At 38.0% G+C, this 22,473-nt stretch carries 21 protein-coding genes and 2 pseudogenes; 13 read left to right on the forward strand and 10 right to left on the reverse strand.

Annotation, left to right across the window (positions count from 1 at the left end; all coding sequences use genetic code 11):
- Positions 1-191 precede the first annotated feature (191 nt).
- The 4 genes and pseudogenes from PARC_RS18380 to PARC_RS18395 all read left to right on the forward strand — a co-directional run bounded on the left by PARC_RS18380 (position 192) and on the right by PARC_RS18395 (position 3,352).
- A pseudogene (locus tag PARC_RS18380) lies at positions 192-1,731 on the forward strand (transposase).
- A 226-nt stretch (positions 1,732-1,957) separates the two neighbouring features.
- A complete protein-coding gene (locus PARC_RS18385; RefSeq protein WP_010553534.1) occupies positions 1,958-2,284 on the forward strand; it encodes a hypothetical protein in 327 nt (108 codons plus the stop codon).
- Positions 2,285-2,372: 88 nt separating this feature from the next.
- Positions 2,373-2,804, forward strand: coding sequence for a hypothetical protein (locus tag PARC_RS18390; protein WP_010553535.1), 432 nt, complete (start codon positions 2,373-2,375; stop codon positions 2,802-2,804).
- A 113-nt stretch (positions 2,805-2,917) separates the two neighbouring features.
- A complete protein-coding gene (locus PARC_RS18395) occupies positions 2,918-3,352 on the forward strand; it encodes a GNAT family N-acetyltransferase (RefSeq protein WP_010553536.1) in 435 nt (144 codons plus the stop codon).
- Positions 3,353-3,487: 135 nt separating this feature from the next.
- Here PARC_RS18395 and PARC_RS18400 read toward each other — a convergent pair whose 3' ends face one another.
- Both PARC_RS18400 and PARC_RS18405 read right to left on the reverse strand, forming a co-directional pair.
- The gene (locus PARC_RS18400; RefSeq protein WP_010553537.1) at positions 3,488-4,168 is read right to left on the reverse strand and encodes an SDR family oxidoreductase; all 681 of its coding nucleotides are present in this window, start codon (positions 4,166-4,168) and stop codon (positions 3,488-3,490) included.
- Between the two features lie 55 nt (positions 4,169-4,223).
- Positions 4,224-5,222, reverse strand: a pseudogene (locus PARC_RS18405) (DUF4382 domain-containing protein).
- A gap of 224 nt (positions 5,223-5,446) precedes the next feature.
- Between PARC_RS18405 and PARC_RS18410 the strand changes: the two are divergent.
- Positions 5,447-6,301, forward strand: coding sequence for a mechanosensitive ion channel family protein (locus tag PARC_RS18410; protein ID WP_010553540.1), 855 nt, complete (start codon positions 5,447-5,449; stop codon positions 6,299-6,301).
- A gap of 99 nt (positions 6,302-6,400) precedes the next feature.
- Here PARC_RS18410 and astB read toward each other — a convergent pair whose 3' ends face one another.
- From astB to PARC_RS18425, 3 genes are all read right to left on the reverse strand, one after another.
- Complete coding sequence (astB, locus tag PARC_RS18415; RefSeq protein ID WP_004334492.1) at positions 6,401-7,747, reverse strand: N-succinylarginine dihydrolase; 1,347 nt, start codon at positions 7,745-7,747, stop codon at positions 6,401-6,403.
- A gap of 636 nt (positions 7,748-8,383) precedes the next feature.
- Entirely contained in the window at positions 8,384-9,490 is a 1,107-nt protein-coding gene (locus PARC_RS18420; protein WP_010553542.1) for an L-dopachrome tautomerase-related protein, read from the reverse strand.
- A gap of 45 nt (positions 9,491-9,535) precedes the next feature.
- Positions 9,536-9,970, reverse strand: coding sequence for a MarR family winged helix-turn-helix transcriptional regulator (locus PARC_RS18425; protein WP_010553543.1), 435 nt, complete (start codon positions 9,968-9,970; stop codon positions 9,536-9,538).
- A 123-nt stretch (positions 9,971-10,093) separates the two neighbouring features.
- Between PARC_RS18425 and PARC_RS18430 the strand changes: the two genes are divergently transcribed.
- The 5 genes from PARC_RS18430 (at position 10,094) to PARC_RS18450 (ending at position 15,544) form a co-directional block, all read left to right on the forward strand.
- Complete coding sequence (locus PARC_RS18430) at positions 10,094-10,522, forward strand: organic hydroperoxide resistance protein (RefSeq protein ID WP_010553544.1); 429 nt, start codon at positions 10,094-10,096, stop codon at positions 10,520-10,522.
- Between the two features lie 164 nt (positions 10,523-10,686).
- Positions 10,687-11,043 carry a metalloregulator ArsR/SmtB family transcription factor gene (locus PARC_RS18435; protein WP_010553545.1) on the forward strand — a complete coding sequence of 119 codons (357 nt, stop codon included), beginning with the start codon at positions 10,687-10,689 and terminating at the stop codon, positions 11,041-11,043.
- Between the two features lie 20 nt (positions 11,044-11,063).
- The gene (locus tag PARC_RS18440) at positions 11,064-12,074 is read left to right on the forward strand and encodes an ArsJ-associated glyceraldehyde-3-phosphate dehydrogenase (RefSeq protein ID WP_010553546.1); all 1,011 of its coding nucleotides are present in this window, start codon (positions 11,064-11,066) and stop codon (positions 12,072-12,074) included.
- Between the two features lie 24 nt (positions 12,075-12,098).
- The gene (gene arsJ, locus PARC_RS18445) at positions 12,099-13,316 is read left to right on the forward strand and encodes an organoarsenical effux MFS transporter ArsJ (protein ID WP_010553547.1); all 1,218 of its coding nucleotides are present in this window, start codon (positions 12,099-12,101) and stop codon (positions 13,314-13,316) included.
- Between the two features lie 107 nt (positions 13,317-13,423).
- Positions 13,424-15,544, forward strand: coding sequence for a methyl-accepting chemotaxis protein (locus tag PARC_RS18450; protein WP_010553548.1), 2,121 nt, complete (start codon positions 13,424-13,426; stop codon positions 15,542-15,544).
- Between the two features lie 103 nt (positions 15,545-15,647).
- Here the strand turns inward: PARC_RS18450 and PARC_RS18455 are convergent, their stop codons facing one another.
- Positions 15,648-16,235 (reverse strand): TetR/AcrR family transcriptional regulator, encoded by a 588-nt coding sequence (locus PARC_RS18455; protein WP_010553549.1) that lies wholly within the window; start codon positions 16,233-16,235, stop codon positions 15,648-15,650.
- A 112-nt stretch (positions 16,236-16,347) separates the two neighbouring features.
- Between PARC_RS18455 and PARC_RS18460 the strand changes: the two genes are divergently transcribed.
- Positions 16,348-16,890 carry a carboxymuconolactone decarboxylase family protein gene (locus PARC_RS18460; protein ID WP_010553550.1) on the forward strand — a complete coding sequence of 181 codons (543 nt, stop codon included), beginning with the start codon at positions 16,348-16,350 and terminating at the stop codon, positions 16,888-16,890.
- Between the two features lie 62 nt (positions 16,891-16,952).
- Here the strand turns inward: PARC_RS18460 and PARC_RS18465 are convergent, their stop codons facing one another.
- Positions 16,953-17,483 carry a hypothetical protein gene (locus tag PARC_RS18465; protein WP_010553551.1) on the reverse strand — a complete coding sequence of 177 codons (531 nt, stop codon included), beginning with the start codon at positions 17,481-17,483 and terminating at the stop codon, positions 16,953-16,955.
- Positions 17,484-17,534: 51 nt separating this feature from the next.
- Between PARC_RS18465 and PARC_RS18470 the strand changes: the two genes are divergently transcribed.
- Together PARC_RS18470 and PARC_RS18475 are read left to right on the forward strand one after the other, a co-directional pair.
- Positions 17,535-17,918: a DUF1294 domain-containing protein gene (locus PARC_RS18470; protein ID WP_024605276.1), complete on the forward strand. Its 384-nt coding sequence runs from the start codon at positions 17,535-17,537 to the stop codon at positions 17,916-17,918.
- 25 nt (positions 17,919-17,943) lie between these two features.
- Positions 17,944-18,462 (forward strand): DUF6795 domain-containing protein, encoded by a 519-nt coding sequence (locus PARC_RS18475; protein ID WP_010553553.1) that lies wholly within the window; start codon positions 17,944-17,946, stop codon positions 18,460-18,462.
- A 213-nt stretch (positions 18,463-18,675) separates the two neighbouring features.
- On the opposite strand, the gene PARC_RS18480 is transcribed toward PARC_RS18475, so the two are convergent.
- The 3 genes from PARC_RS18480 to PARC_RS18490 all read right to left on the reverse strand — a co-directional run bounded on the left by PARC_RS18480 (position 18,676) and on the right by PARC_RS18490 (position 22,205).
- Positions 18,676-19,761, reverse strand: coding sequence for a rhomboid family intramembrane serine protease (locus PARC_RS18480; protein WP_010553554.1), 1,086 nt, complete (start codon positions 19,759-19,761; stop codon positions 18,676-18,678).
- Positions 19,751-20,392: a hypothetical protein gene (locus tag PARC_RS18485; RefSeq protein ID WP_010553555.1), complete on the reverse strand. Its 642-nt coding sequence runs from the start codon at positions 20,390-20,392 to the stop codon at positions 19,751-19,753. The genes PARC_RS18480 and PARC_RS18485 overlap by 11 nt, the downstream gene beginning before the upstream one ends.
- Before the next feature lie 193 nt (positions 20,393-20,585).
- Positions 20,586-22,205, reverse strand: a complete 1,620-nt coding sequence (locus PARC_RS18490; protein ID WP_010553556.1) for a methyl-accepting chemotaxis protein — start codon at positions 22,203-22,205, stop codon at positions 20,586-20,588.
- Positions 22,206-22,473: the final 268 nt, after the last annotated feature.

Raw genomic sequence — 22,473 nt, forward strand, 5'->3', positions numbered from 1 at the left:
ATTTACAGCTGGCTGTTTTCACTGCGTTCAACATTTTAGCCAGCTATAAATTTCCTCTTATTGAGGCGTTGAGGCTGTAGAATTACTCTTTTTAGGAACGTATCCAACTATTCTTGGTTGGTTGCTTTTTAACCTTGAATCCATCTGTTCGCTGTGATCTAATAGATATTATTCACCCACGGTAAACTGTTATGGCTAACTACAAGCCTGACTTATCCTGTCAAAATAAATTCATTCCTATCAATTTCGCTGAGCAAATTTTGCCTGGCACATTTGAATATGCCCTTTGTTATATCGTCGAAAATAAACTCGATTTATCGGGATTTGACGCGTGGTATAACAACGACAAAACGGGCGCTGCTGCGTATCCGCCTTCGGTAATGCTAAAGATTATTTTACTGGGCTATGCACATGGTTTTATCAGTAGCCGTCGGATTGCAAAGGCTTGCGAGCATAATATTTTATTTATGAGTGTGTCGGGTGATATCCAGCCACATTACACATCTATAGCGGGTTTTGTGGCTAAAATGCATGAACAGATTGAGCCACTTTTCACGCAAGTGCTGATGATATGTGATGAGGAAGACTTGATAGGCCGCAACATGTTTGCTATTGATGGGTGTAAATTAAAGTCCAATGCGAGTAAAGAGTGGAGCGGCACATTCGATGAGTTAAGCCGCAAAAAAGCAAAACTAGAACGCGCAAGCAAACGTATTATTGAACGCCACCAATCACAAGATGGACTGGGCGAAGAGTTGATAACTCAGGACTTAAAACAAAAAGAAAAGCTGGATAGAAGTGCAGATAAAATCACCGATTTTTTAGCCACTCACGAAGAGAAAACAGGCAGTAAAGGCAAGCCTGTTAAAAGTAATATCACTGACCCAGATAGTGCGAAGATGACGACCTCAAAAGGGACAATTCAAGGCTACAACGGCATCGCGATAAACGATGATAAACATCAGGTCATTCTGCAAGCACAAGCGTGGGGTTCGGTGGGCGAACAACAAACTCTGCAGCCAGCTGTTACGCAGTTAAAACAACAACTCGCTAAACTCAATACAGAAAAAATGGCAGATAAACACACCATCAAATTCACCGCAGACAGTGGGTTTAACAGCGAAGTGAACCTTGAATATATGGCGAAAAGTGGGTTCGATACCTACATTGCGGATAATCAGTTTAGAAAACGAAATCCGCTGTTTAAAGACAGCGAAACATACGAAACAGAGCAAGAAAAGCGTCGATTAAAACGCAGTAAAGGCAAGCCACGATTATTTACCTCAGACGATTTTCATTATGATGAAGCAACCCAAACCTGCCGCTGCCCAGCAGGTAATGATATGTGGCGAAGTGGTATAAATGTAAAAAGTCACAATCAGCAATACACGCGATTCTGCGGTTATTTAAAAGACTGTAAAACGTGCCCGCTACAGCAGCAATGCATGCGAAAGCCACCCATTAAAACGGGGCGACAAGTACAGTTTATAAATAATGAATCGCGCAAAAAAACTGAGCTATGTTGATAAGATGAAAGTAAAAATAGACAGCCCCATAGGTCGACGACAATATAGCAAACGACTCGGGTGTATTGAGCCAGTGTTCGGGAACATTACAGTGAATAAAGGCATGAATAAATTGACCTTACGGGGTCAAACGAAAGTGAATGCGCAATGGCAACTGTATTGTCTTGTTCATAATATAGAAAAGCTGCAAAACACGATGCATTAAGAAGGGTAAGCGCTTTTACCCTAAATAAAAGCCACTCAAGTACCCGTAATCCCGTCCAAAACGCCAATTAAAACAACACCAAACTCCCACTTTATATTCTGCATAAAATACAGTAATCGATTGAACCAAAATAGGAACTCAGCTATGGTTTGTCTATCAATAAAAATAAATAAAAAACGAGTTAATCTACAGGCTCGTTATGTGTTTCAGGAGTATGGTGATTTCAATGGATAATGATGACGTAAAAATGGTAGAGGCGAAGATAGAATTAGAACGTATTTCTGACCTTCAAAAGTATAAAGAAGAATTTGATAAGCTTGGTTCAAATGATTGGAGACTTAAAGATTTTCTCTCTATTATTGCGCCATTTGGCTTACTACTGATTGCAAATAGTTTCTTCACAATTGAAGCTGAGTTATTTCAAATAATGTGTGTTATTTTCTTTGCTTCGTCTTTTGTACAAGGCATGGTTACGGCTGAAAGTAAAAAGACAAATCGCAGAATGGATTTGCTGCTGAAAATCCTCAAACAAGATCAGAGTAAAAACACATAACAAGTGACTATGGTGTCAATTCCTAATTTCAAACATTATAGCCAACTTTAATTTTCCGCTTATATAAGCGTTAGCTTTCGAGGCGACCATGGATGATGAATTAGATTTCGGCAGATGGGAATCAGCAGTTGGAAAGTTAGTAATGTCTTTATCTCGTATTGAGGGTGAATTACTTCTTAAGTACGAGCAAAAGCTTTCAAGAACTAAATATTTCAAAGCAGAGTTTAAAGAACGTCTAAACAAAGTCGAAGAGTTATACAACAGCGAATGTGGTGAAAACCAATATGCTTCGGGTTTGTTTGAGCAAATCAGATTAGATACTAAGTTTAGAAATTTAGTCGCTCACAATCCAATATTCGCCGATATGTCGGGTGAATATTTAGTTTTTAAAATTACCGCGGCTAACAATAAAAGTATTAATCTTAATCTGGCTGAGCTTGAAGAAAAGTCTCAACGTATATTTAATACTTGCATTGATTTTTCCTATTTAATAAGAGTCTGGGCTAAAAACGAAAGCTAACATGCAAATTAATCAGGACAAATAACAGTTGGTTTTTGCTCCTGCGTCGCTTATTTTAACCAACTTATATTTGCACATTATTTGGGCGTTAGCTTTACAACGAGGATGTAAGCGTGATTCAACAAGATAATTTAATTGAGTTTTATAAGTCGCATTCAGATTTTGCCGAGTATACATATGATTGTGATGCAACAGAATTTATCGATAATGAAACAGATATAGATTGGAAAACTGATAAGGCAACTCGCACTTATAAGTTTAAAAGTTTTTATCTAAATTATAATAATTTCTCGTATTATCCTGCCTACCCTTATCAGGTCTTATCAATCTCTGATAAATCATACTTAATGTATGAAGTTGAGGAAGAGGAAGGTATTTTTATTTGGGTTTGCTATACCGAGCCTAAATATAGAAATAATGGTTACATGTCCAAATTGTTAAAGCATTTGACAGATATATACCCTGATATGAAAATAACTATCCATACTTTTAATCAAAGTTTACGTAATTCTAGTAGTAAAGTAGGTATAGAGTTGTTTCCAGGGTAAAGCTAACAAGCCTTTAAACACCCATTGCCTTCGCCCTATTTTACTTGCGAACATCTACCTATATTTAACGCAAGCAACCATCAGGTTTAACACCATTAGCATTAAACCTGACAGCCCGAACTCAACCAATCAACGTTAATTAGTCGGCATTAAATAAATCTCGCGTACGCTGTTGCGCTGGTTTGCTTCAATAGCAAACAATACCGCGTCGGCTACATCTTGCGGGTCGAGTTTGTCGGGTTTTGCTTCATCAAAAAACGGGGTGTTTACCATACCTGGTGCTATGGTTGTGCAGCGGCCGTTCCAATCGCTCATTTCCTCAGCTAAGTTTTGTCCAAAGCCATAAGCAAACCATTTAGTTGCCCCGTAAATAGAGCCTCCTAATGGCTTACGACCAGCAGCTGAGCTGGTTAATATAAAGTGACCTTTATTTTGGCGTAAATGCGGCAGGGTTAATTTTGCAGTCCACAGTAGGGCTTTAATGTTTATATCAATCATGGTTGACCACTCATCTGGGTCACCTTTTTCGGTGCCTGCGGTTGAAACGCCCATACCTGCATTAGCAAAGGCTACGTCTAATCGACCAAACTTTTCAATGCCTTTGGTAACCACGCTTTCAAGTGCGGTAAAGTCGGTTGCATCTGCGGCTACGCTCAGTGCGTTATCTGATCCTAGCTCGGCAACAAGTTGGTTAAGTTGCTCTTCTCTACGGGCGGTTAATATAACTTTATGACCGTTGTTTACTAAGGTTTTTGCCGTTGCTTCACCAATGCCACTAGAAGCGCCGGTTATGAGTACTATTTTCTCTTTTGCCATGGTTTTTTCCTTATTAACAAATGAATAAAGGCGCAGCTCAATGTGCGCCATGCAGTTATTGCGCTATGTCAAAATTGACTGATAAATCGTCAGCTTGCGTTAGGCTAATTTGTTTTAGTTGATAAATATTAAAATCAGCATCTATTTGCTCTGCATCGTCTATGTGTGCGCTACATGTATAAGCAAGTTGATAGTCGCCTGGTGTTATGAATGCGAGTTCAAATTCGTATTCATTATCGTCTGCATCAAATACAACATTGGCAGTAGCTAACGGAGCGTTATCAGGCGTTTGGTCATCTATTTCATGAATATCTGTTGGGGTTTGTGCTTGCGCAGAGTAAAGGTAAACAGCATGGCCAAATGATGAATCATCAGCAGCAAGATCAATGTTATCAGTCTCGCAATTGTTTATAAGTGTTTGGCTTACAGTGCCTTCAATATCTTGTGATTCAGAGAGGTTTTGTAAACGCACACCGCGAGGTTTTAAAAATACTTCGTTATTATTTTGTGGATCAACCAATGATTTTTTTAAATCAAACTCTAATACAAACTCGTTGTCGGTTTGATTGAGTGTAAAGCCATCTAGCTGAATTTCGCCCACGCCATCATTACCTTTTCTTTTTACGATAAGCGGTGCAATGCTGCCGTCTTCATAAACTACGTGAGATGTTAAGCTAAGGTTGTTTGTGTCGCCGTTTATTACTTGCGCGCGGATCCACGAATAATCACCTGCAGGTACTTCTTGATCGTCAAGTAATTGAAAAATATCGTCGCCCGTATAGTCTAGTAAATTGACCATTTGCGCTAAGGTGGAATCGTTTTTAGAGCGAGTTTCAAAGCTAACTTATTCACCTTCTTGGGCTTTAATTGTTATTGAATCAAATACAACGTTAACTTGTTTTAAACCAGTGACTGGAGCGTCGGAAATACCTAAGCTAAAAGTGGTTTTATCACTTGTTTGCGGTGGGGTTGTTTCAGCATCGTCATTTGATGAGCCGCAGCCTGCTAAGGCAAAAATAATAGCGCTACTTAATATTGTTGATTTAAAGTTCATGGTTGTTTCCTCTTATTTGATTTGTTAAGTGTATGTATTTAACCCTTAACCTAAATTGAATTAAAAATATGAGAAGTTAGAACTTTAACATGCTGTTTTAAACGTTTTTAATTTCATCGATTTAATCGTTTTTTACTATATACTCGCGCCACTTCTTTTGAAGTCGGTTTTATTAGATTTAACCATTATTTTGCTGAGTTTCAGCCACATTTATCGGAACAAACATGAAAGATAAACTCTTAGCGTTTTGGCAAAGCCATTCAGAAACAATCATCACTTTAGGTTACAAGGTGATTTTAGCGTTGGTGATTTTAGTTGCGAGTGCCTTAATTGCACGCTCGGTTAAAAAAGCGATTAAAAACTCTAAATCCCCGTTAAAAAGAGTGGATAGTACGCTGCTACCTCTTTTATCGAGTATTGCTGGTTATTTAGTTTATATAATTGGGGGTCTATTTATTTTAGATATTTTTGGCGTAAACACGGCCAGTTTAATTGCGCTAATGGGTGCTGCTGGTTTAGCGATTGGTTTAGCCCTTAAAAATACGCTGAGCAATATTGCTGCGGGTATTATGCTGCTAATACTCAGACCTTTTAAAATAGGCGACTTTGTTGATGCCAGTGGCACGCTTGGTACTGTGAATGAAATAAACCTGTTTACCACTATTTTTAAAACCACCGACGGTCTTTATATAGCATCGCCTAACGGCAAAGTATGGGGTGGCAATATTAAAAACTTTACCCGTAATGGCAAAAGACGAATGGATATAGTGGTGGGTATTTCGTATGCCGACTCTATTGACGTTGGCTTAAATGTACTTAAAGAATTAGCCGCATCAGAGAGCCGATTACTCGCAGAGCCTGCACCTAAAGTAATGGTGACATCAATAGGCGAAAGCGCAGTAAACATTCAGTTACGTGCGTGGGCTGTTAATGGTGATTATTGGCAAACCGTGTGGGATTTAAATAAGCGTGTTAAAGAAGCTATTGAAGGCGCTGGGCTGAGTATTCCATTTCCGCAGCGTACGCTGCATATATCTGAGTCTATGGCGTCGGCAATAACTGTTAACAAAGATGCTTAAATATGTATTAACATAAACATAAGCACAAATAAAAATAGCGAGCCTTGGCTCGCTATTTTTATATTAGCCGTAGTATTAGCCTTTGTGTTAACTGAGGTATTAACCTTCTAGTTGAAAGTCGTACACTGAGCCTAAATTAAGTAGTTGTGTGAGCTCATCAAGTGCTTGGTAGCTTTCGGTGAGTAGGGCTGAGTCTGCAAAGTCACTTGCGCCTAATTTGTCGCGGTAGTTACGTTTTGCCCAGTCACACAGTTGTGTGTATTTAGTATCAGTTAAAATAACCTCTGGGTTTACTGCAGCAAGTTCTTGCTCGTTAAGGGCTACACGTAAACGCAAGCAAGCTGGGCCGCCGCCATTTTGCATACTTTGGCGTAAATCAAAAAACTGTACTTGGTTTACTGGGTTATCAGCCATAATCATTTCTTCAATGTAGGCGTTAACCGCGCTGTTGCGTTTACACTCTTGTGGTGCCACTAACAGCATTGAACCATCTTCAAGGCTCACTAGCTGGCTATTAAATAAATAACTACTTACAGCGTCGGTAATGCTTACTTTATCGGTAGGTACTTCAATAATATAAAATTCTTTATTGCCCACATACGCTTCGCGAATATCTTGAAGTGCCAGTGCTTGGTTTAAAAATGCTTGCTGGTGGCACAGTAATACGTTGGCGTTACCTACTGCAATTACATCGTTATGAAACACACCTTGATCTATTACGTCTGGATTTTGCTGTAGTAAAATTTGGCTTGAATCTTTTAAGTTATGTAAGCGACAAATTGCTTCTGAGGCTTCGAGTGTTTGCCTTGCAGGAAATTTAGCTGGTTTTGGTAATTGGCTGTTAAACGCGCTGGCACCAAATACAAACATTTCAAGGCCTTGCTCGCCGTGGCTGTCACAAAAACGAGTATGGTTTGCTGCACCTTCGTCGCCAAAAAAGCCTTGGTCTGGTAAATGGGTATGGTGCGCAAAGTATTTGTCGTTGTTAAACATCGCTTTTAATAAGCGTGTAGTGGTTGCAGGCTCTAATGAACGATGAAACTTATTATTTAAATTAGCTGAAGTAAAATGTACTTTGCCATCGGTTGTATCTGGAGATGGCGATACCGTAGCGGCATTGGCTGTCCACATTGCTGACGCTGAATAACACGCGCGTAATAAAATAGGATCTGCTTTAAATGCTTTATGAATTACTTGTGCATCGTTACCGGTAAAGCCTAAGCGGCGCAGTACGTTTAAGTCGGGGCGCGCATGAGGGGCAAATACACCTTGAGTTAGGCCTTTGTCGTGCATGGCTTTCATTTTTTCAAGGCCTTGAAGCACTGCCTCTTGAGGATTTGAAAAGCTTGCTGCGTTATTTAACGAGGCAACATTACCATACGATAAACCAGCGTAGTTGTGAGTAGGGCCAACTAAGCCATCAAAATTAACTTCCAAAGCGTGCATACACGTTCCAACTAAAAATTTTCAATAGGGTGCAACAATACAACGCAATAGGGTTGCTTGCAAAGTTATAAACGCAGTGTTTTTACTAATTTTTTGATGTTTTTATATGTGTGATTTTTTGCAGGGAGCTTCGTTTTTATATTAGGTGGCTAATAAGTAATTAAATAAGGTTTATTCATAAATTTCATAGTGTGCAAAAGCTTAGCCTAAAGTAGGTTTATACATTTAAGCTTTATGCCAAGCCTTTACACAATACGATGCTACTTAACATAGGCGCGTTCTTTATCAGCGGTAGTGTGGGTATTTGTTGGATCATTAACTTGCCAAACGCTAATGTCTAAACGCCATAAAAGGTAAAGGGTATGGTATAAATTGAACATAGTTTTTCCTTGGTATTTTCACTGAACACATCAGTTTATAGGAAGAAGTATGCCAACATTAACTTGAATATTTTATGAATAGAAATCAGGTGTTTAGTATTTAAGTGTAAATACATACTTAAGGATTAGCACCAAAGAGGTGAAGTATTACTAAAAGATGCACCAACGTGGTGTGTTTTTAACAAAAAGCCCTGCAACTATTGGGTCACTTAAATGTGCAAGGCTTTTTTAAAAGTGTAGTCAATTAAAAAGTAAATTAACGACCTACTTTTCCTTTTACTAAAGGCTCGAACGACATTACTTTAAACTTACCGTGGCTTTGATTTTTGCCATTATTAAGTACAGGCGAATTATGTAAATCGTCAACGGTAAAGTATATTTTATGATCGGCTCCGTAGCTAAAGCCATCAGGCCAGCTAAGACGTTCGTCTTTAAATAATACTTCGTAGTCGCCAGTGGGTTTAACTACGCCAATTGCGCCATTGGTTATGTCGGTTACATATACGTTACCGCCGCCATCAACAATAATACCGTCTGAAATTGGTTTAGTGCCGTAACGCGTAACTTTGTCTTCAAGTGCTTTAGCCCAAAGGCTCTCGTTATTTATATCGTTGGTGGCAATGCGGTAAACCGACGTGCCCGACATAGATCCAAAGTAAAGCCAGTCTTCGTTAGGGTCAAGCGTAATAGGGTTTACACCTAAACGGGCAGGTTGTCCGCCAAGGCTCATTGTGCGCCCATCAATAACCATATCTATATTTTCGGCTGTGGTGTAATGGCTATCTTGTAATACTCTGCGTGCGACACCTGTTTTAAGGTTTACGGTAATAATAGCGGCTTGGCTGCCTTGGGCTGTGTCGGCAATGTATACAACGCCATGCTTATTATCGATGACTAAATCGTTTAAAAACGAGGTGTCGGTAATGGTTGGTTTAGCCAGATAAATAATTTTATGCAGTTGCTCTTTGTTTGTATCCCAGCCTACTAAGCGCCCAGCGTGATCGGGCCCTGAAGTGTCGAGCATCCATAACACACCATCACTTGATACGTTTATGCCAAGTACATCGTAAAAACCTTTACCGTTATTGTACGCGTATGCCCATTCTTCATTAGGGTAGGGCTTAGTTGTACCATCGCTTAAAAGCTCCATAATTTTTTGCTTTTGGCCAAAAAAGCCATGCACAGATAAAAACTTTCTGCCCGATGGGGTAATAGCAATGTTGCCCGGTGGGTGCTGCGCATCAAAAGTGGCTACTGTTTTTAAATCAGCATTTTGGTTAGCAGTATTAGCAGATACGGCGTTGCTACCTAAAAGTGCCGTGCTACACGCCGCAGCTAATAGTAATTTTTTAATATGAGTCATTTTTAAAACCTTTTAAAACACGTTTATTGTTTAAAAATTAAGAGCCTAATCGGCTAAGTCGTTTACTACTAAATCGAGCAGCTGCATCAACTGCTTCGCTTGTGTTGCATCTACACTATCAAATTTACATAAAATATTTTTAGGAATATCGGCTGCTTTTAACTTAAGTGATTGGCCATGCTGGGTTAGCTGCACTAGGCGTTTGCGTTTGTCGTGCTCATCTTTAATAACAGCCAGTAATGATTTTTCGCTCATTTTTTTGAGTATTTGGGTCATTGCACCGCCGTCTATCGCGGTTTTATCTATTAGCCCTGCAATTGTTATTTCGTCTTGCTCCCACAGCGCCATCATTACTACGTATTGCGGGTAAGTTAAATTTAGCTCGTTTAAAGGCTCGCGATACGCACGCGCAATGCTGTTAGATGCCATATATAATCGGTGGCATAACTGATTTTTTAACTTTAATTGCTCAAACGACATAACGTTATCCTTTATTTCGACACATGGTATTTTAATTTGCATGCAAAGTATTTGCAATCTCTAATTACTTGTTCTATTATTTTGCACACAAACTAAATTAATTACTAAACTTTGGAGTTCATTATGAATGTATTACAAAACGTAGCTTACACAGCAAAAGCAACTGCAACTGGCGGCCGTGAAGGCGTAGCTAAATCTGATGATGGTCGTTTAGATGTAAATTTATCAACACCTAAAGGTTTAGGCGGAGACGACGGACAAGGCACTAACCCAGAGCAATTATTTGCCGCAGGTTATGCCGCGTGTTTTATTGGCGCACTTAAATTTGTAGCAGGTAGCGAAAAAATAGATTTACCAAGCGACACACATATTAATTCACAAGTGTCTATTGGTGCTATTGTAGGCGGTTTTGGTATTGCAGTAAAACTAGCTGTATCACTAGGTGATATGGATAAAGCTGCAGCGCAAACGCTTGTAGATAAAGCACACCAAGTATGCCCATATTCAAACGCAACACGTGGCAATATTGAAGTAGAGCTTTCAGTTATTTAATAACTAAATAAAGAAAAGTTATAAAAGCACACAACGACAATTAGTCGTTGTGTGCTTTTTTGCGTTTAAGGCATAAAAATTAAATATACGATAAAACATATATTCACTATTCCATATGTTGTTATTTTGTTTTATTGTGTATGTATAAGCACAGTGAGGACAGTATGGAACAATTCAACCCACTTCAATTTTATAAATGCCTAGCGGACGATACACGTTTAAAAGCAATGCTGCTAATTAGCCACGAAGAAGAGCTGTGTGTATGCGAGCTTGTTGCTGCACTTAAATTAAGCCAACCTAAGGTGTCTCGACATTTAGCGCAGTTAAGACAATGCGGATTGTTGAGCGACCGTAAACAAAATCAATGGGTTTATTACAGTATTAATAAAGCCCTGCCAGAGTGGGCTAAAAATGTATTAACGCAAACGCTTACTGCTAACCCTTCATTTTATGAAAACGATTTAACGCGCTTAAATGTTATGGGTAATCGCCCTGAACGTATTACTAGCTGCTGTAACTAACTTATTAAAGGTATTTAATTATGACTATTAAAGTAGGTATTAACGGTTTTGGCCGTATGGGACGTTTAACACTGCGTGCAGCAGTTGATTGGCCAGAAATAGAGTTTATTAAAGTAAATGATGTAGCGGGTGACGCTAAAACCCACGCACATTTAATTGAGTTTGACTCAGTACACGGGCGCTTAGCACAACAGGTTTCTAGTGATGATAATAGCTTTAGTGTGGGTAAGCACACGATTGCAGTTACCAACAACAAAACCATAAACGAAACTGATTGGTCAGATTGCGATGTAGTAATAGAAGCCAGCGGTAAAATGAAAACCACTGAGCTGTTAAATCAATATTTAGCACAAGGCGTTAAGCGTGTTGTGGTAACCGCACCTGTAAAAGAAGACGGTATTTTAAATGTAGTAATGGGTGTAAACGATGATCTTTATCACCCAAGTGAGCATAAAATTGTTACAGCCGCCTCGTGTACTACTAACTGTTTAGCGCCAATAGTAAAAGTACTGCAAGAAAAAGTGGGCATTAAACACGGCTCAATGACTACTATTCACGACATTACTAATACCCAAACAATTATTGATGCACCCCACAAAGATTTACGCCGTGCGCGTTCGTGCGGTACTAGTTTAATTCCTACTACAACCGGTAGTGCAACGGCTATTACGCATATTTTTCCTGAGCTTAAAGGTAAATTAAACGGCCATGCTGTGCGTGTACCTCTTACTAACGCATCCATTACTGATTGTGTTTTTGAGCTTGAGCGCGGTGTTACACAAGATGAAGTAAACACTTGGTTTAAAAACGCTGCAAATAACGAGCTAAAAGACATTTTAGGCTACGAAGAAAGACCGCTTGTATCTATAGATTATAAAACAGATCCACGTAGCTGCACCATAGACGCGCTTTCAACTATGGTAATTAACAATACTCAGCTTAAATTATACGCTTGGTATGATAACGAGTGGGGTTATGCAAATCGTACGGCTGAGCTAATGCTTAAAGTTGCACAAAGTGATGTGGTTTAATCTCGTTTAAAAAGGTTTAAATTCATGCTTGCGCAGTTAGCTAATTTACCAAGTTCTATAAAACAATATTTAATAATTACCGGTAATTACTGGGCATTTACTTTAACTGATGGTGCACTGCGCATGCTGGTGGTGCTGTACTTTCATCAGTTGGGATATGGCGCATTTGCGATAGCCATGTTGTTTTTGTTTTATGAAATTTTTGGCGTAATCACCAATTTAGTAGGTGGATGGCTTGGGGCATATTTAGGGTTAAACAAAACCATGAATGTAGGGCTTGGGCTGCAGCTTGTAGCTTTAGCTATGCTTTGCGTGCCTGGGGATTGGCTAACCGTTGCCTATGTTATGGCAGCGCAAGCACTGAGTGGCATAGCTAAAGACTTAAATAAAATGAGCGCAAAGAGCGCCATTAAGTATTTAGTACCACAAGACGATGCAGGGCAAAGCCAATTATATAAATGGATTGCCATACTTACAGGCTCTAAAAATGCGTTAAAAGGAGTGGGCTTTTTTTTAGGTGGCTTGCTACTTACTGTATTTGGTTTTGTGGGGGCATTAATAAGCCTAATTGCTTTACTTAGTGTTGCGTGGGTTATTAGTTTAATTTTTTTAAAAGGCGATATTGGTAAAGCTAAAAACAAATCTAAGTTTAAAGAATTATTTTCTAAATCGCGGGCAATCAACTTACTTAGTGCAGCGCGTTTATGCTTGTTTGCGGCGCGCGATGTATGGTTTGTGGTTGCATTGCCGGTTTACTTAGCCGCTCAGTTCAACTGGGATCACTGGTGGGTAAGCGGCTTTATGGCTTTGTGGGTAATTGCTTATGGATTGGTGCAATCGCAAGCACCGCGAATAACTGGGCAAGGTGATTCAAACTCACATTCAGTCAAAAAAGCGTATTGGTGGGTTGTTCTATTAAGTGGCGTAACTGGCATTTTAGCGTTGTTGATGCAATTTGATGTAGCGGTACATTTTACGCTTGTAATTGGCTTACTTATTTTTGGTGGTGTATTTGCTGTAAATTCATCGCTGCATAGTTACTTAATAGTAAGTTTTGCTAAAAACGATGGGGTGTCGCTCGACGTTGGCTTTTACTACATGGCTAACGCGATAGGGCGTTTGCTTGGTACGGTGCTTTCTGGCTGGGTTTTTCAAGTATATGGGCTTAGTGCGTGTTTATGGGTAAGTGTATGTTTATTAATTGCAGCCTCAATTACAACGGCACGTTTAGCTAAACTTTAAAAAACTCAACGTATTGTATTAAATTCAATTTGTTTAACGATATTCATAGCTTCATTGATTAGATCTACTAAACTGTATCAGTAGTTTTAATTTAAAGGGTGTGATGAATGCGAGAAATATCGCTAGCAAAAAAATTACTGTGGCTTACTGTCGGAAGTATATTTATTACCGTATTGGTGCTTTCGAGCATTTTATGGTGGCAGTTATCTGCAAGTAATGAAGAGCTTGCAAGCAAGTCAGAAAATTATATTGTTGCTGAAGTAGAAGAGAAGTTAAATGCGAATGCCGCAATATATGGTGAAAAAATAGCGGGCTTTATTAACGAAGCTTATCGAGTACCATACTCTTTAGCCGCTTTATTAGGTGATACCGCAAAAAGCGAAACCCTTAGCCGCGATACGGTAGTAAGTATAAATCGCTCTATTTTAGAACAAAACACATTACTCTCATCTATCTACTCTCAGTTTGAACCAAACGCGTTTGACGGGCAAGATTCGAGCTTTAACAAGGGCTATAAACACTCTGTTGATGGCGATGGTACCTTAGAAGTTTATATAACACGTGATCCAAGTGGGGCTATTGAGCAGCAAAAAGTAGCTAATGCTGCCGATAAATATATAACCTCTTTAAACGAATTTGGTATTCGCGAAGCGCATTGGTACTTATGTGCAAAAGACACGCTTAAGCCTTGTATTATGGAACCGTACTTATACGAAATTCCATCAGGCGATTCAGTAATGCTAACTTCGTTAACCGTGCCTATTTTAAAATCGGGTCAGTTTATTGGTTTAGCGGGTGTTGATTTAACGCTACCTACTTTTCAAATAATGACTGAGGAGCTTTCTAAGCAGCTTTATAATGGCCAAGCCAAAGTAACCGTGCTTAGCGATATTGGGTTAGTTGTAGGGAGCAGCCATTATAAATCTAAATTAGGACGCCCATTTAAAGAAGCCGTGAGTTCTGACTTGTTTAAAGAGCTTGAAAAATTTAAGGGCCAAAAAGGCATATTTAAAACATCGTCTGAGTACTTAGTTAATTACCCTATAAATATAAAGCTAGCTAACACAGACTGGTCTTTAATTATTGAAGTACCAAGTAACTTAGCTTTAGCTGGCCCTAATGCTTTATCGCAAGATATGACTGACACAGCAAACGACTTAGGCGCAATGATTTTAATTACAGGTGCTGTAATTGCAGTAATCGCGTTTATCATTATGAAAATTGTTATTGGTAGCGTGGTTGCACCGCTTCAGCAAATTCAACAACGTGTAGATAACCTTGCAAGCTCAGAAGGCGATTTAACGCATACACTCCATGTTGAAACCCACGCAGAGCTCATTGCTTTAGCGGGAGGCTTTAATGCCTTTTTATCAAAGTTACGTATTTTAATTACAGAACTTAAAGATGTGTCTGATCAAACTAAACAGCAAGGCGAAATAGCACAACACATCGCTATTGATACTAAGCATAATGTTCAATCTCAATTTCAAGAAATTGAAAGTGTGGTAACGGCTATGAACGAAATGAGCGCAACAGCACTCGAAGTCGCCAGAGCATCAGAGCAATCAGCCCAACAAGCCGATGAAATAAATAGCTTGGTAGTAAGTAGTGAGTCGAGCTTATCGTCAGCGATGACACAAGTTAAAACGATGTCTGAAGAAATTAAAGAAGCCAACCAAGCAGTTGAAAAAGTCGCTTCGCGTAGTAAAGACATTACGCAAATATTAGATGTAATTCGTACTATTTCAGAACAAACAAACTTACTTGCACTTAACGCAGCCATTGAAGCTGCGCGCGCTGGTGAGCATGGGCGAGGCTTTGCCGTTGTTGCTGATGAAGTACGTGCACTTGCTTCTAAAACGCGTTCATCAACAGATGACATAAGCCAGTTAATTGATAGTTTACTATCTGAAGTAGGTAACGCATCTACCGTTATTGAAAAAGGCGTAGTACGTGCACAAAATGCCGTTGATGAAACATCTGTAGCTTTTGATGCTCTGCACAGTGTTGTAGTTAAAGTTGATGAAATAACCAATCAAATTACACATATTGCCACCGCTGCCGAAGAGCAAAGCTTAGTGACTGAAGAAATAAACCGTAATTTAACGCTTATATCTGATGCCGCATCGCAACTTGCTGACTTATCTACACAAGCAGGGGATAGCAGCGAAGCGCTTAATGCACTTGTTGCCCAGCAAGATAATGAGCTAAATAAACTTAAAACGTAACTTATAAATTAAGTTTTAAGCACAAAAAAATGGCCAGTTAATACTGGCCATTTTTATTTAGTAAAATAAGTATAACTTGTTGAGAATGCGCGATAACTGCTATTTATAACTTTTTAATCAACATAAACATTTGGTTGATCATTGGCTCAGCAAATTGCTCTACATTAGGACGATTAAAATAACCGCGTAAACCTGTAAATTGCACCTGAAAAAAGCGCGCATATTCAACAGCGGTCAACGTATTACTTAACTCACCTTTGTTTATTGCTTGTGTAAACAACTGCGTTAAATAAGCTTCAAATTGAGCTGTTAAATCTAAGCTTAACTCGTATAGGTTTGAGTCTTTTTCTGCAAACTCGCTGTTTGCTTTAACCAGCATACAAATAGCGCTTGGGCTGCAATCTTTTGTTTTAATTACCACGTTTTCAACAAACGCACGTAATCCACCAAGTACTGTATCGGCACTTGATAAAAACCCCTCTATTTGGGTTTTCATTTGTACTGTGTAATCTTTCAGCGATTCGCAGTATAGACCTTCTTTAGAGCCAAACGCAGAGTAAATACTACCGGGGCGCATATTAACGGCTTCTTGTAAGTCACGCGTTGAGGTTGCATGAAAACCTTTTTGCCAAAATAGCTGGCTAGCAACGCGAACTACATTATCGCGTTCAAATTTAACCTTATTAGCCATATCATTCTCAATCAATTTGAACATTTGCTCAATTTTAACTTGAACAGTCGCTCAAAATCAAATACTATGTGTCTCGAAGTTACTTAAAACTATTAATTATTAGGAGCTAACCATGGCCGAATTTACTTTATACACTCAAGAAAACGCACCAGAAGAAGCAAAACCGTTACTAGCTGATTCAGTAGCAGCATTTGGTATGCTTCCTAACTTACATGCAGTAATGGCTGAAGCACCAACATTACTTAAAGGTTACCAAGTACTGCATGAGCTTTTTCAAAAAACATCATTCAATGCAGAAGAACTAACAGTAGTATGGCAATCAATTAACGTTGAGCACGCATGTCATTACTGTGTTCCTGCACACAGTGGTATTGCAGCGGCAATGAAAGTTGACCAAGGTGTTGTTGATGCACTTGTAAACAAAACACCACTTGAAAACCCTAAGCTAGAAACTCTTCGTGAAACTACACTCGCAATGACACGTGAACGTGGCGTGATCAGCGATGAGCAAATCGAAAAATTCTTTGCAGCAGGTTACGCTAAGCAACAACTACTTGAAATTATTGTAGGCTTGTCTCAAAAAGTAATGAGCAACTACACTAATCACCTTGCTGATACACCAGTAGACGCGCCATTTAAAAAATACGTAAAATAAATACGGTTTTATAAATGACAAAAGGCAGCCTAGGCTGCCTTTTTTGTGTTTATAAATCGCGGCTATTTAAATTTAACCGATTTTGTACTGCGTGTATAAATACGTTGTTCGTACTTTGTCCACTCACCCTTTTTTAAATAAGAGGTCGATACAAGAAACTTATCGTCTTTTAGTTCACTCATCGATTTAACCTTTGTAATACCATCTTGGCTACCAGTTACATTTTCATAGGCTACAAATTGAGTAGGGCTGAGTACTTTCATAGTGCCTTTTGTGTAAAATCCAGCGGTAGTGAAGTAGTAAAATACCAAAGACTCTTTTTTACTGTCGTAAAAAATCATCGACTCGCCGCCATACTCACCTTCATTAATAGAGTGCTTGGTATGTATCGCTTTACCGTTTAAAGCACGCTCCCAACGGCCAACATCTTGTATTTTTTTAGCACCTTCAGGTACTTCAAAGTCAGCCTGCCAAGTACCTAAATAGGGCTTAAATACGGCAAGTTCTTTATCAAGGTTGGTGGATGTATCGGATGCATAGCTACTAAATGTTAATAAGCATAAGACTAAGAATATCGCTTTAAAATATGTCATAATTTGGCTCTTGTTTTTGTAATACCAATGCCAAGTATAGGTGATAATTAATTGATAAAGAAAATATTAATCACGTTCTCATTGCTTTATTTAGCTGCCATTTGGTTAGCTTACCCACTGCAATACTTACCTGTTTATATACCGATATATGTACCTGGTTATATAAGTGTATTAAGTGCTATAACTTTTTTAATGTACGCATGGGATAAGCGACAATCTAAGCGTTCTTCACATACAAAAGTAAACCGCACGCCAGAGCGTACATTGCAACTACTTGCATTATTTGGAGGATGGCCGGGAGCATTACTTGCTCAACAATTACTTCGTCATAAATCGCAAAAGCGACGTTTTATTATTGTGTTGTGGTTATGTATTTTAATTAATGTAGGATGCAGTATTGTCGCTATTTATTTTCCAGATTTATTGTTAGGTTAAAGTATAAATAGGAAAAGGACTTTTTATGACCAATACAAGATCGGCTGGCGTGACTTTAACGCTTATTTTATTTTTATTAATACCAATGCAAGGATATGCAGACATGTTTGGGTTCTTTAATAAACAAGACGTTACGTTGTCGTTGCCTGTAAAAGGCAGACTATTAAATAATGGTGAACCCCAACAGGGCGTTAAAGTAACAAGAGAGCTGATTTACGGTGATACTTATATTGATGAAGCTATAAGTGATAACAATGGTTACTTTTATTTCGATAATAAAACAATACGCAGTTCAAAACCTTCAAGCATGTTTTTTAATAGCTCTTTGCTACAGAGTATTTATATTGAAAACAAAAAAGATGAAGATTCAATCTTGTGGTATACCACAATACAGTTCACCGAAGAGCAAGCACTGATGTCTGATATATTAAATAACTTTGAATGCGAACTTAGTGAAGAGGCTAGAACGTACGATATACCGATAAAAAATACGGGTCAATTTTATACAGTTTATACGCGTTGTAATACCAATTTGCTTAATTAAGTGGTCTATTTTAAGGGCGGAAAAACGTGTTGATAGCTAGGCAAAAAATTCGCTATTTAGTTGTTCTAAATGAGAATTTTTTAACGCAGGTAGCGACACGTTTAGCCCCGCAAAATGATTAAGTATTATTGCGGATTGGTATAAGTTATAGAAATTAGTGAGAAGTTTGATAAAGCCACTAATGTTCATCTATTAGTGGCTTTAATATGACGATTAACGTTTTAACTGTGCTTCTTTTTGGTTTAGTAAACGAATTATAGGGTTTTGCTCTAATATTTTACTTTTCAAAATATAACCAATAATTAGTCCAGCTATAAAGCCACCAATATGCGCACCATAATCAATGCCATCAGGGCCTGTTACTGCACCAAAAATGTTAAATCCTAACCAAATAGCAAAAAACCATACCGCAGAAAGTTTCTTCTGATAAATTACAAACATAAAAGTAAGGCTTGCGTGTCTAAACCATATTAAGTACATGCCAAATAAACCGGCTATGGCGCCACTTGCACCCACGCCTGGTATATTCGACATTGGACTTACAATGTAGCTTGCAAACGAAGCGAGTAGTCCACAGGCTAAATACCATAACAAAAAGCGTTTATGGCCTAAAACATCTTCTAGGTTATCGCCAACTATATATAAAAAGTACATATTGCCGACTAAATGCATTATAGAGCCATGTAAAAATACGCAAGTTAATACAGTCCATAGCTCATTACCTTTGCTTAAATCTGCAGGTGTCATAGCAAAGTTATCAATAACATAGCTAAATGAGCTTGGATTTAAAAAATAAAGTGCAAAAATCAATGTATTTAAAACAATAAGGCCACGAGTAACCCAAGGGGTTTTTTGTGGTTTAATATTATATTCAACAGGCATTTGCGTTAAAAATTGGAACAGGTAGGTTTTCCAGCTTACTTTTTGATTTAGCTCGCCTAAACTCGCTTTTATTTCAGGGCTTTTTTCTACACTTTCAAGCTCATCTTTATCAATCCATGTGCCATCGCAGTGTCTACAAACATCAATTTCGGTATGAAAAGCTTCAAGTAAATGAAAACGTTCTAAACTTTTTTTACAATCAGGACAGTCAAGCTCAGAAATTCCTAATGGTTCACCAAAGTGAGTTTCAAATTTATCTCCTTCAGGACCGTCATTTATCTCTGAAATCATCCTGTTTACTTCATTTTTTTCGAACCATAAACCGCCACACTCACGGCAAATATCTATTTCTTCACCTTGATAATTGGTTGCTTCTAATGGATGGTCTTTACAATGAGGGCAGTTCTTAGTTAGCATTTTCAAGTTCCTTTAACGAACCAACAGAAATGTCATTCTGCTGTAATTCCATTTTTAATTGTTTAGCGCTATTTTTTAATGCTGGTAGTGTTTGAGTTTTAATTAAGTCTGTTATTTTTGTTAATTCGATAGAGGCTTGCTTAGCAGACATTTTGCGATTTATTGCGGCATTAATGATAAAATCGGCTCGAGAATAAAACCGACGTATTCTAGTTAAAAACTCACTCGGTGTTTCAAGCGTAGTAGGAGAAAATTGCATGGTTTTCCATATGTACTGCTCAAGTGTTGGTTTAAAAAACTCCATCTCTGATGTTGGAGGGCTCTTCGCTAAGCGTTCTGCATACTCAGCTACCGTGTTTGCATTATCATTAACTTCGTCATAAAGTGATGTACGTAAATAGTAATTATCTTCCATTTTACTAAATGAATCAAACTTAAGCGCTTGTTCTAAACCGCTTTGAGCCGCCAGAAAAACACCAAATACAGTAGAAATAACCATAAAAAATTGATTTAACCAAAAACCAGTGCTTTTTAGTTCTTTATGATCGACCGTTTTAAGGACTTGAGTGAATTTTTGAGTAACTATAGGTGGCTTTGTATTGTTTTCTGGGGTGTGATTAGTTGGTTCCAATAGCTTATTCCTTAAATTTTTGCTTCCTTTTTAGGCACGCAAGAATACTTAAAAATTAGCCAGTTAGCAATACCGCTTCTTATATTGAAGATGTTTTCACATATATACCAGCATATACAAATAGCCATCCGGTAGGTTTTTACTTAGCTTAAATACCTAATAAAGCGAGTATTTAAGCTAAGGCCGAACTATTTTAAACTTTAAATTGTTTGATTAAGTCATCTAGCGAGTCGGCTAAACGAGAAAGTTCATGGCTCGACATATTAGTTTGTGTAGCGCCAGAGGCTACTTCGGCAGCAACGTCGCGTATTACTAGCAAGTTTTTATCAATTTCACGAGATACATTTGCTTGTTCGTGAGCAGAAGATGCAATTGTCGCATTTTGACTGTTTATATGTGCAACAGCAGTTGTTATCTCTATTAAAGCTTTGCCTGCTAACTGTGATATATCTAAGCTTTTTTGTGCTTTGTCATGGCTGCTTTGTACTGAAATTACTGTGTTTTTAGTTCCACTTTGAACTGACTGAATCATTAGCTCTATTTCTTTTGTTGATTCACTTGTTCTATGGGCTAATGCACGAACACCATCCGCTACAACAGCAAAGCCTCGGCCATAACTACCTGCTCTTGCTGCTTCAATAGCGGCATTGACTGCCAGTAGATTCGTTTGATCGGTTACATCTCTGATCACATCAAGCACAGATCCTATTTTATTGACCTCTGTGGCTAAGTTTTTGATACCGTCTTGAGTTTTATCTATTTCACTAAGAAGAGCGGTAATAGTAGTTACTGTATCTTCTACTTGTTTTAAGCCAGCTAGCGCTTGTTCATTTGCTGAGTCTGACTCACGAGAGGTGTCGGCTGAGCTTTGCGCAACATGTTCAGCTGAAACTGTTAACTCGGTAACTGCGGAAATAGCTTGCTCTAACTGCTCATTTTGCGAAATGATACCTTGCGTTGATTGCTCAGTAACAACACTTAGCTCTTCTGATGTAGAGACTAAGTTATGAGATGAGTCTTGAATTTTATTAATGGTATTTCTGAGCGTTTGTTGCATCTGACTCAGTGCTATAATCATGCTTGTGGTTTCATCATTCCCTTCATCGCTAATTGGTTGGGTTAAATCGCCTCGAGCTATGGACTGCGCTAAATGTAAAACGTTGCGCATAGGCTTTATAATACTTCTGGTAAACGACCAAGCAAAAAACCAAACTAAAATAATGGCGACAATTAATGTGATCCAAGCAAAAAAAACGGATTGGTCAAAAACGTGCTGTGCTTTAATTTTACCATCACGAATATTTGCTTGCTGACTTTCTACAATACTATTAATGGCTTGCGTTACGCCATCACGAACCTCCTTCATCTCATTCTCTTGAAGGCTTTGAACGCCTTGTAAGTTATTTTCAGTTAATAATTTAATTTGCTGATTTTGTAGAGATAAAAATTTATAAATATCAGATTCAATCACTTCTAATTGGTGTTTTTCATTTTTAGTATTAAGCAGTGGTGTCATTTTTTTTATATTATCGAGTAACGTGCGTTTTGTATTATCGAAAATTTGTTTGTATGAAAATTGATTCGCTTCAGTTGCATTAATTACATTGCTATTTTGCAACCTTAAATTATAAAAGTCAGAAAGGATAATAAGAGAGGTTTCAAGTGCTGGCACGTTAGTTTCTGCAATAGTATTAATCTCGGAATTTAATAGGTTAAGTCTAAATATTGAAACTAAGCCAACAATAATAACTAATAACCCTATAAAGCTAAAGGCGAGCGCCGAGCGCAGTCGGATTGATATTTTTCTAAGCATGTATAAAACCCAAATAAAAGTGAATAATTTCGAAATATAGAATTATAGATAGGGATATATTAAATATTCATTAATATAAAAGGCGTTTCTATTATTTAAGTTTTATTATAAATTGTTTTCTATTTATAGAAATAGAGTTTTTTCTTAAAACTCTAAGTATCTGTTATTTAAATTTATTTATCATAATTTTTGGAGGTAAGTTGTTTTTTTACTATTTTTTATTATCTTTTTTAAAAATTAACTCCTGCACAAAAGAGGATTAAATGTA

Origin of the sequence: Pseudoalteromonas arctica A 37-1-2 (genome assembly GCF_000238395.3) — a bacterium.
Lineage (GTDB): Bacteria > Pseudomonadota > Gammaproteobacteria > Enterobacterales > Alteromonadaceae > Pseudoalteromonas > Pseudoalteromonas arctica.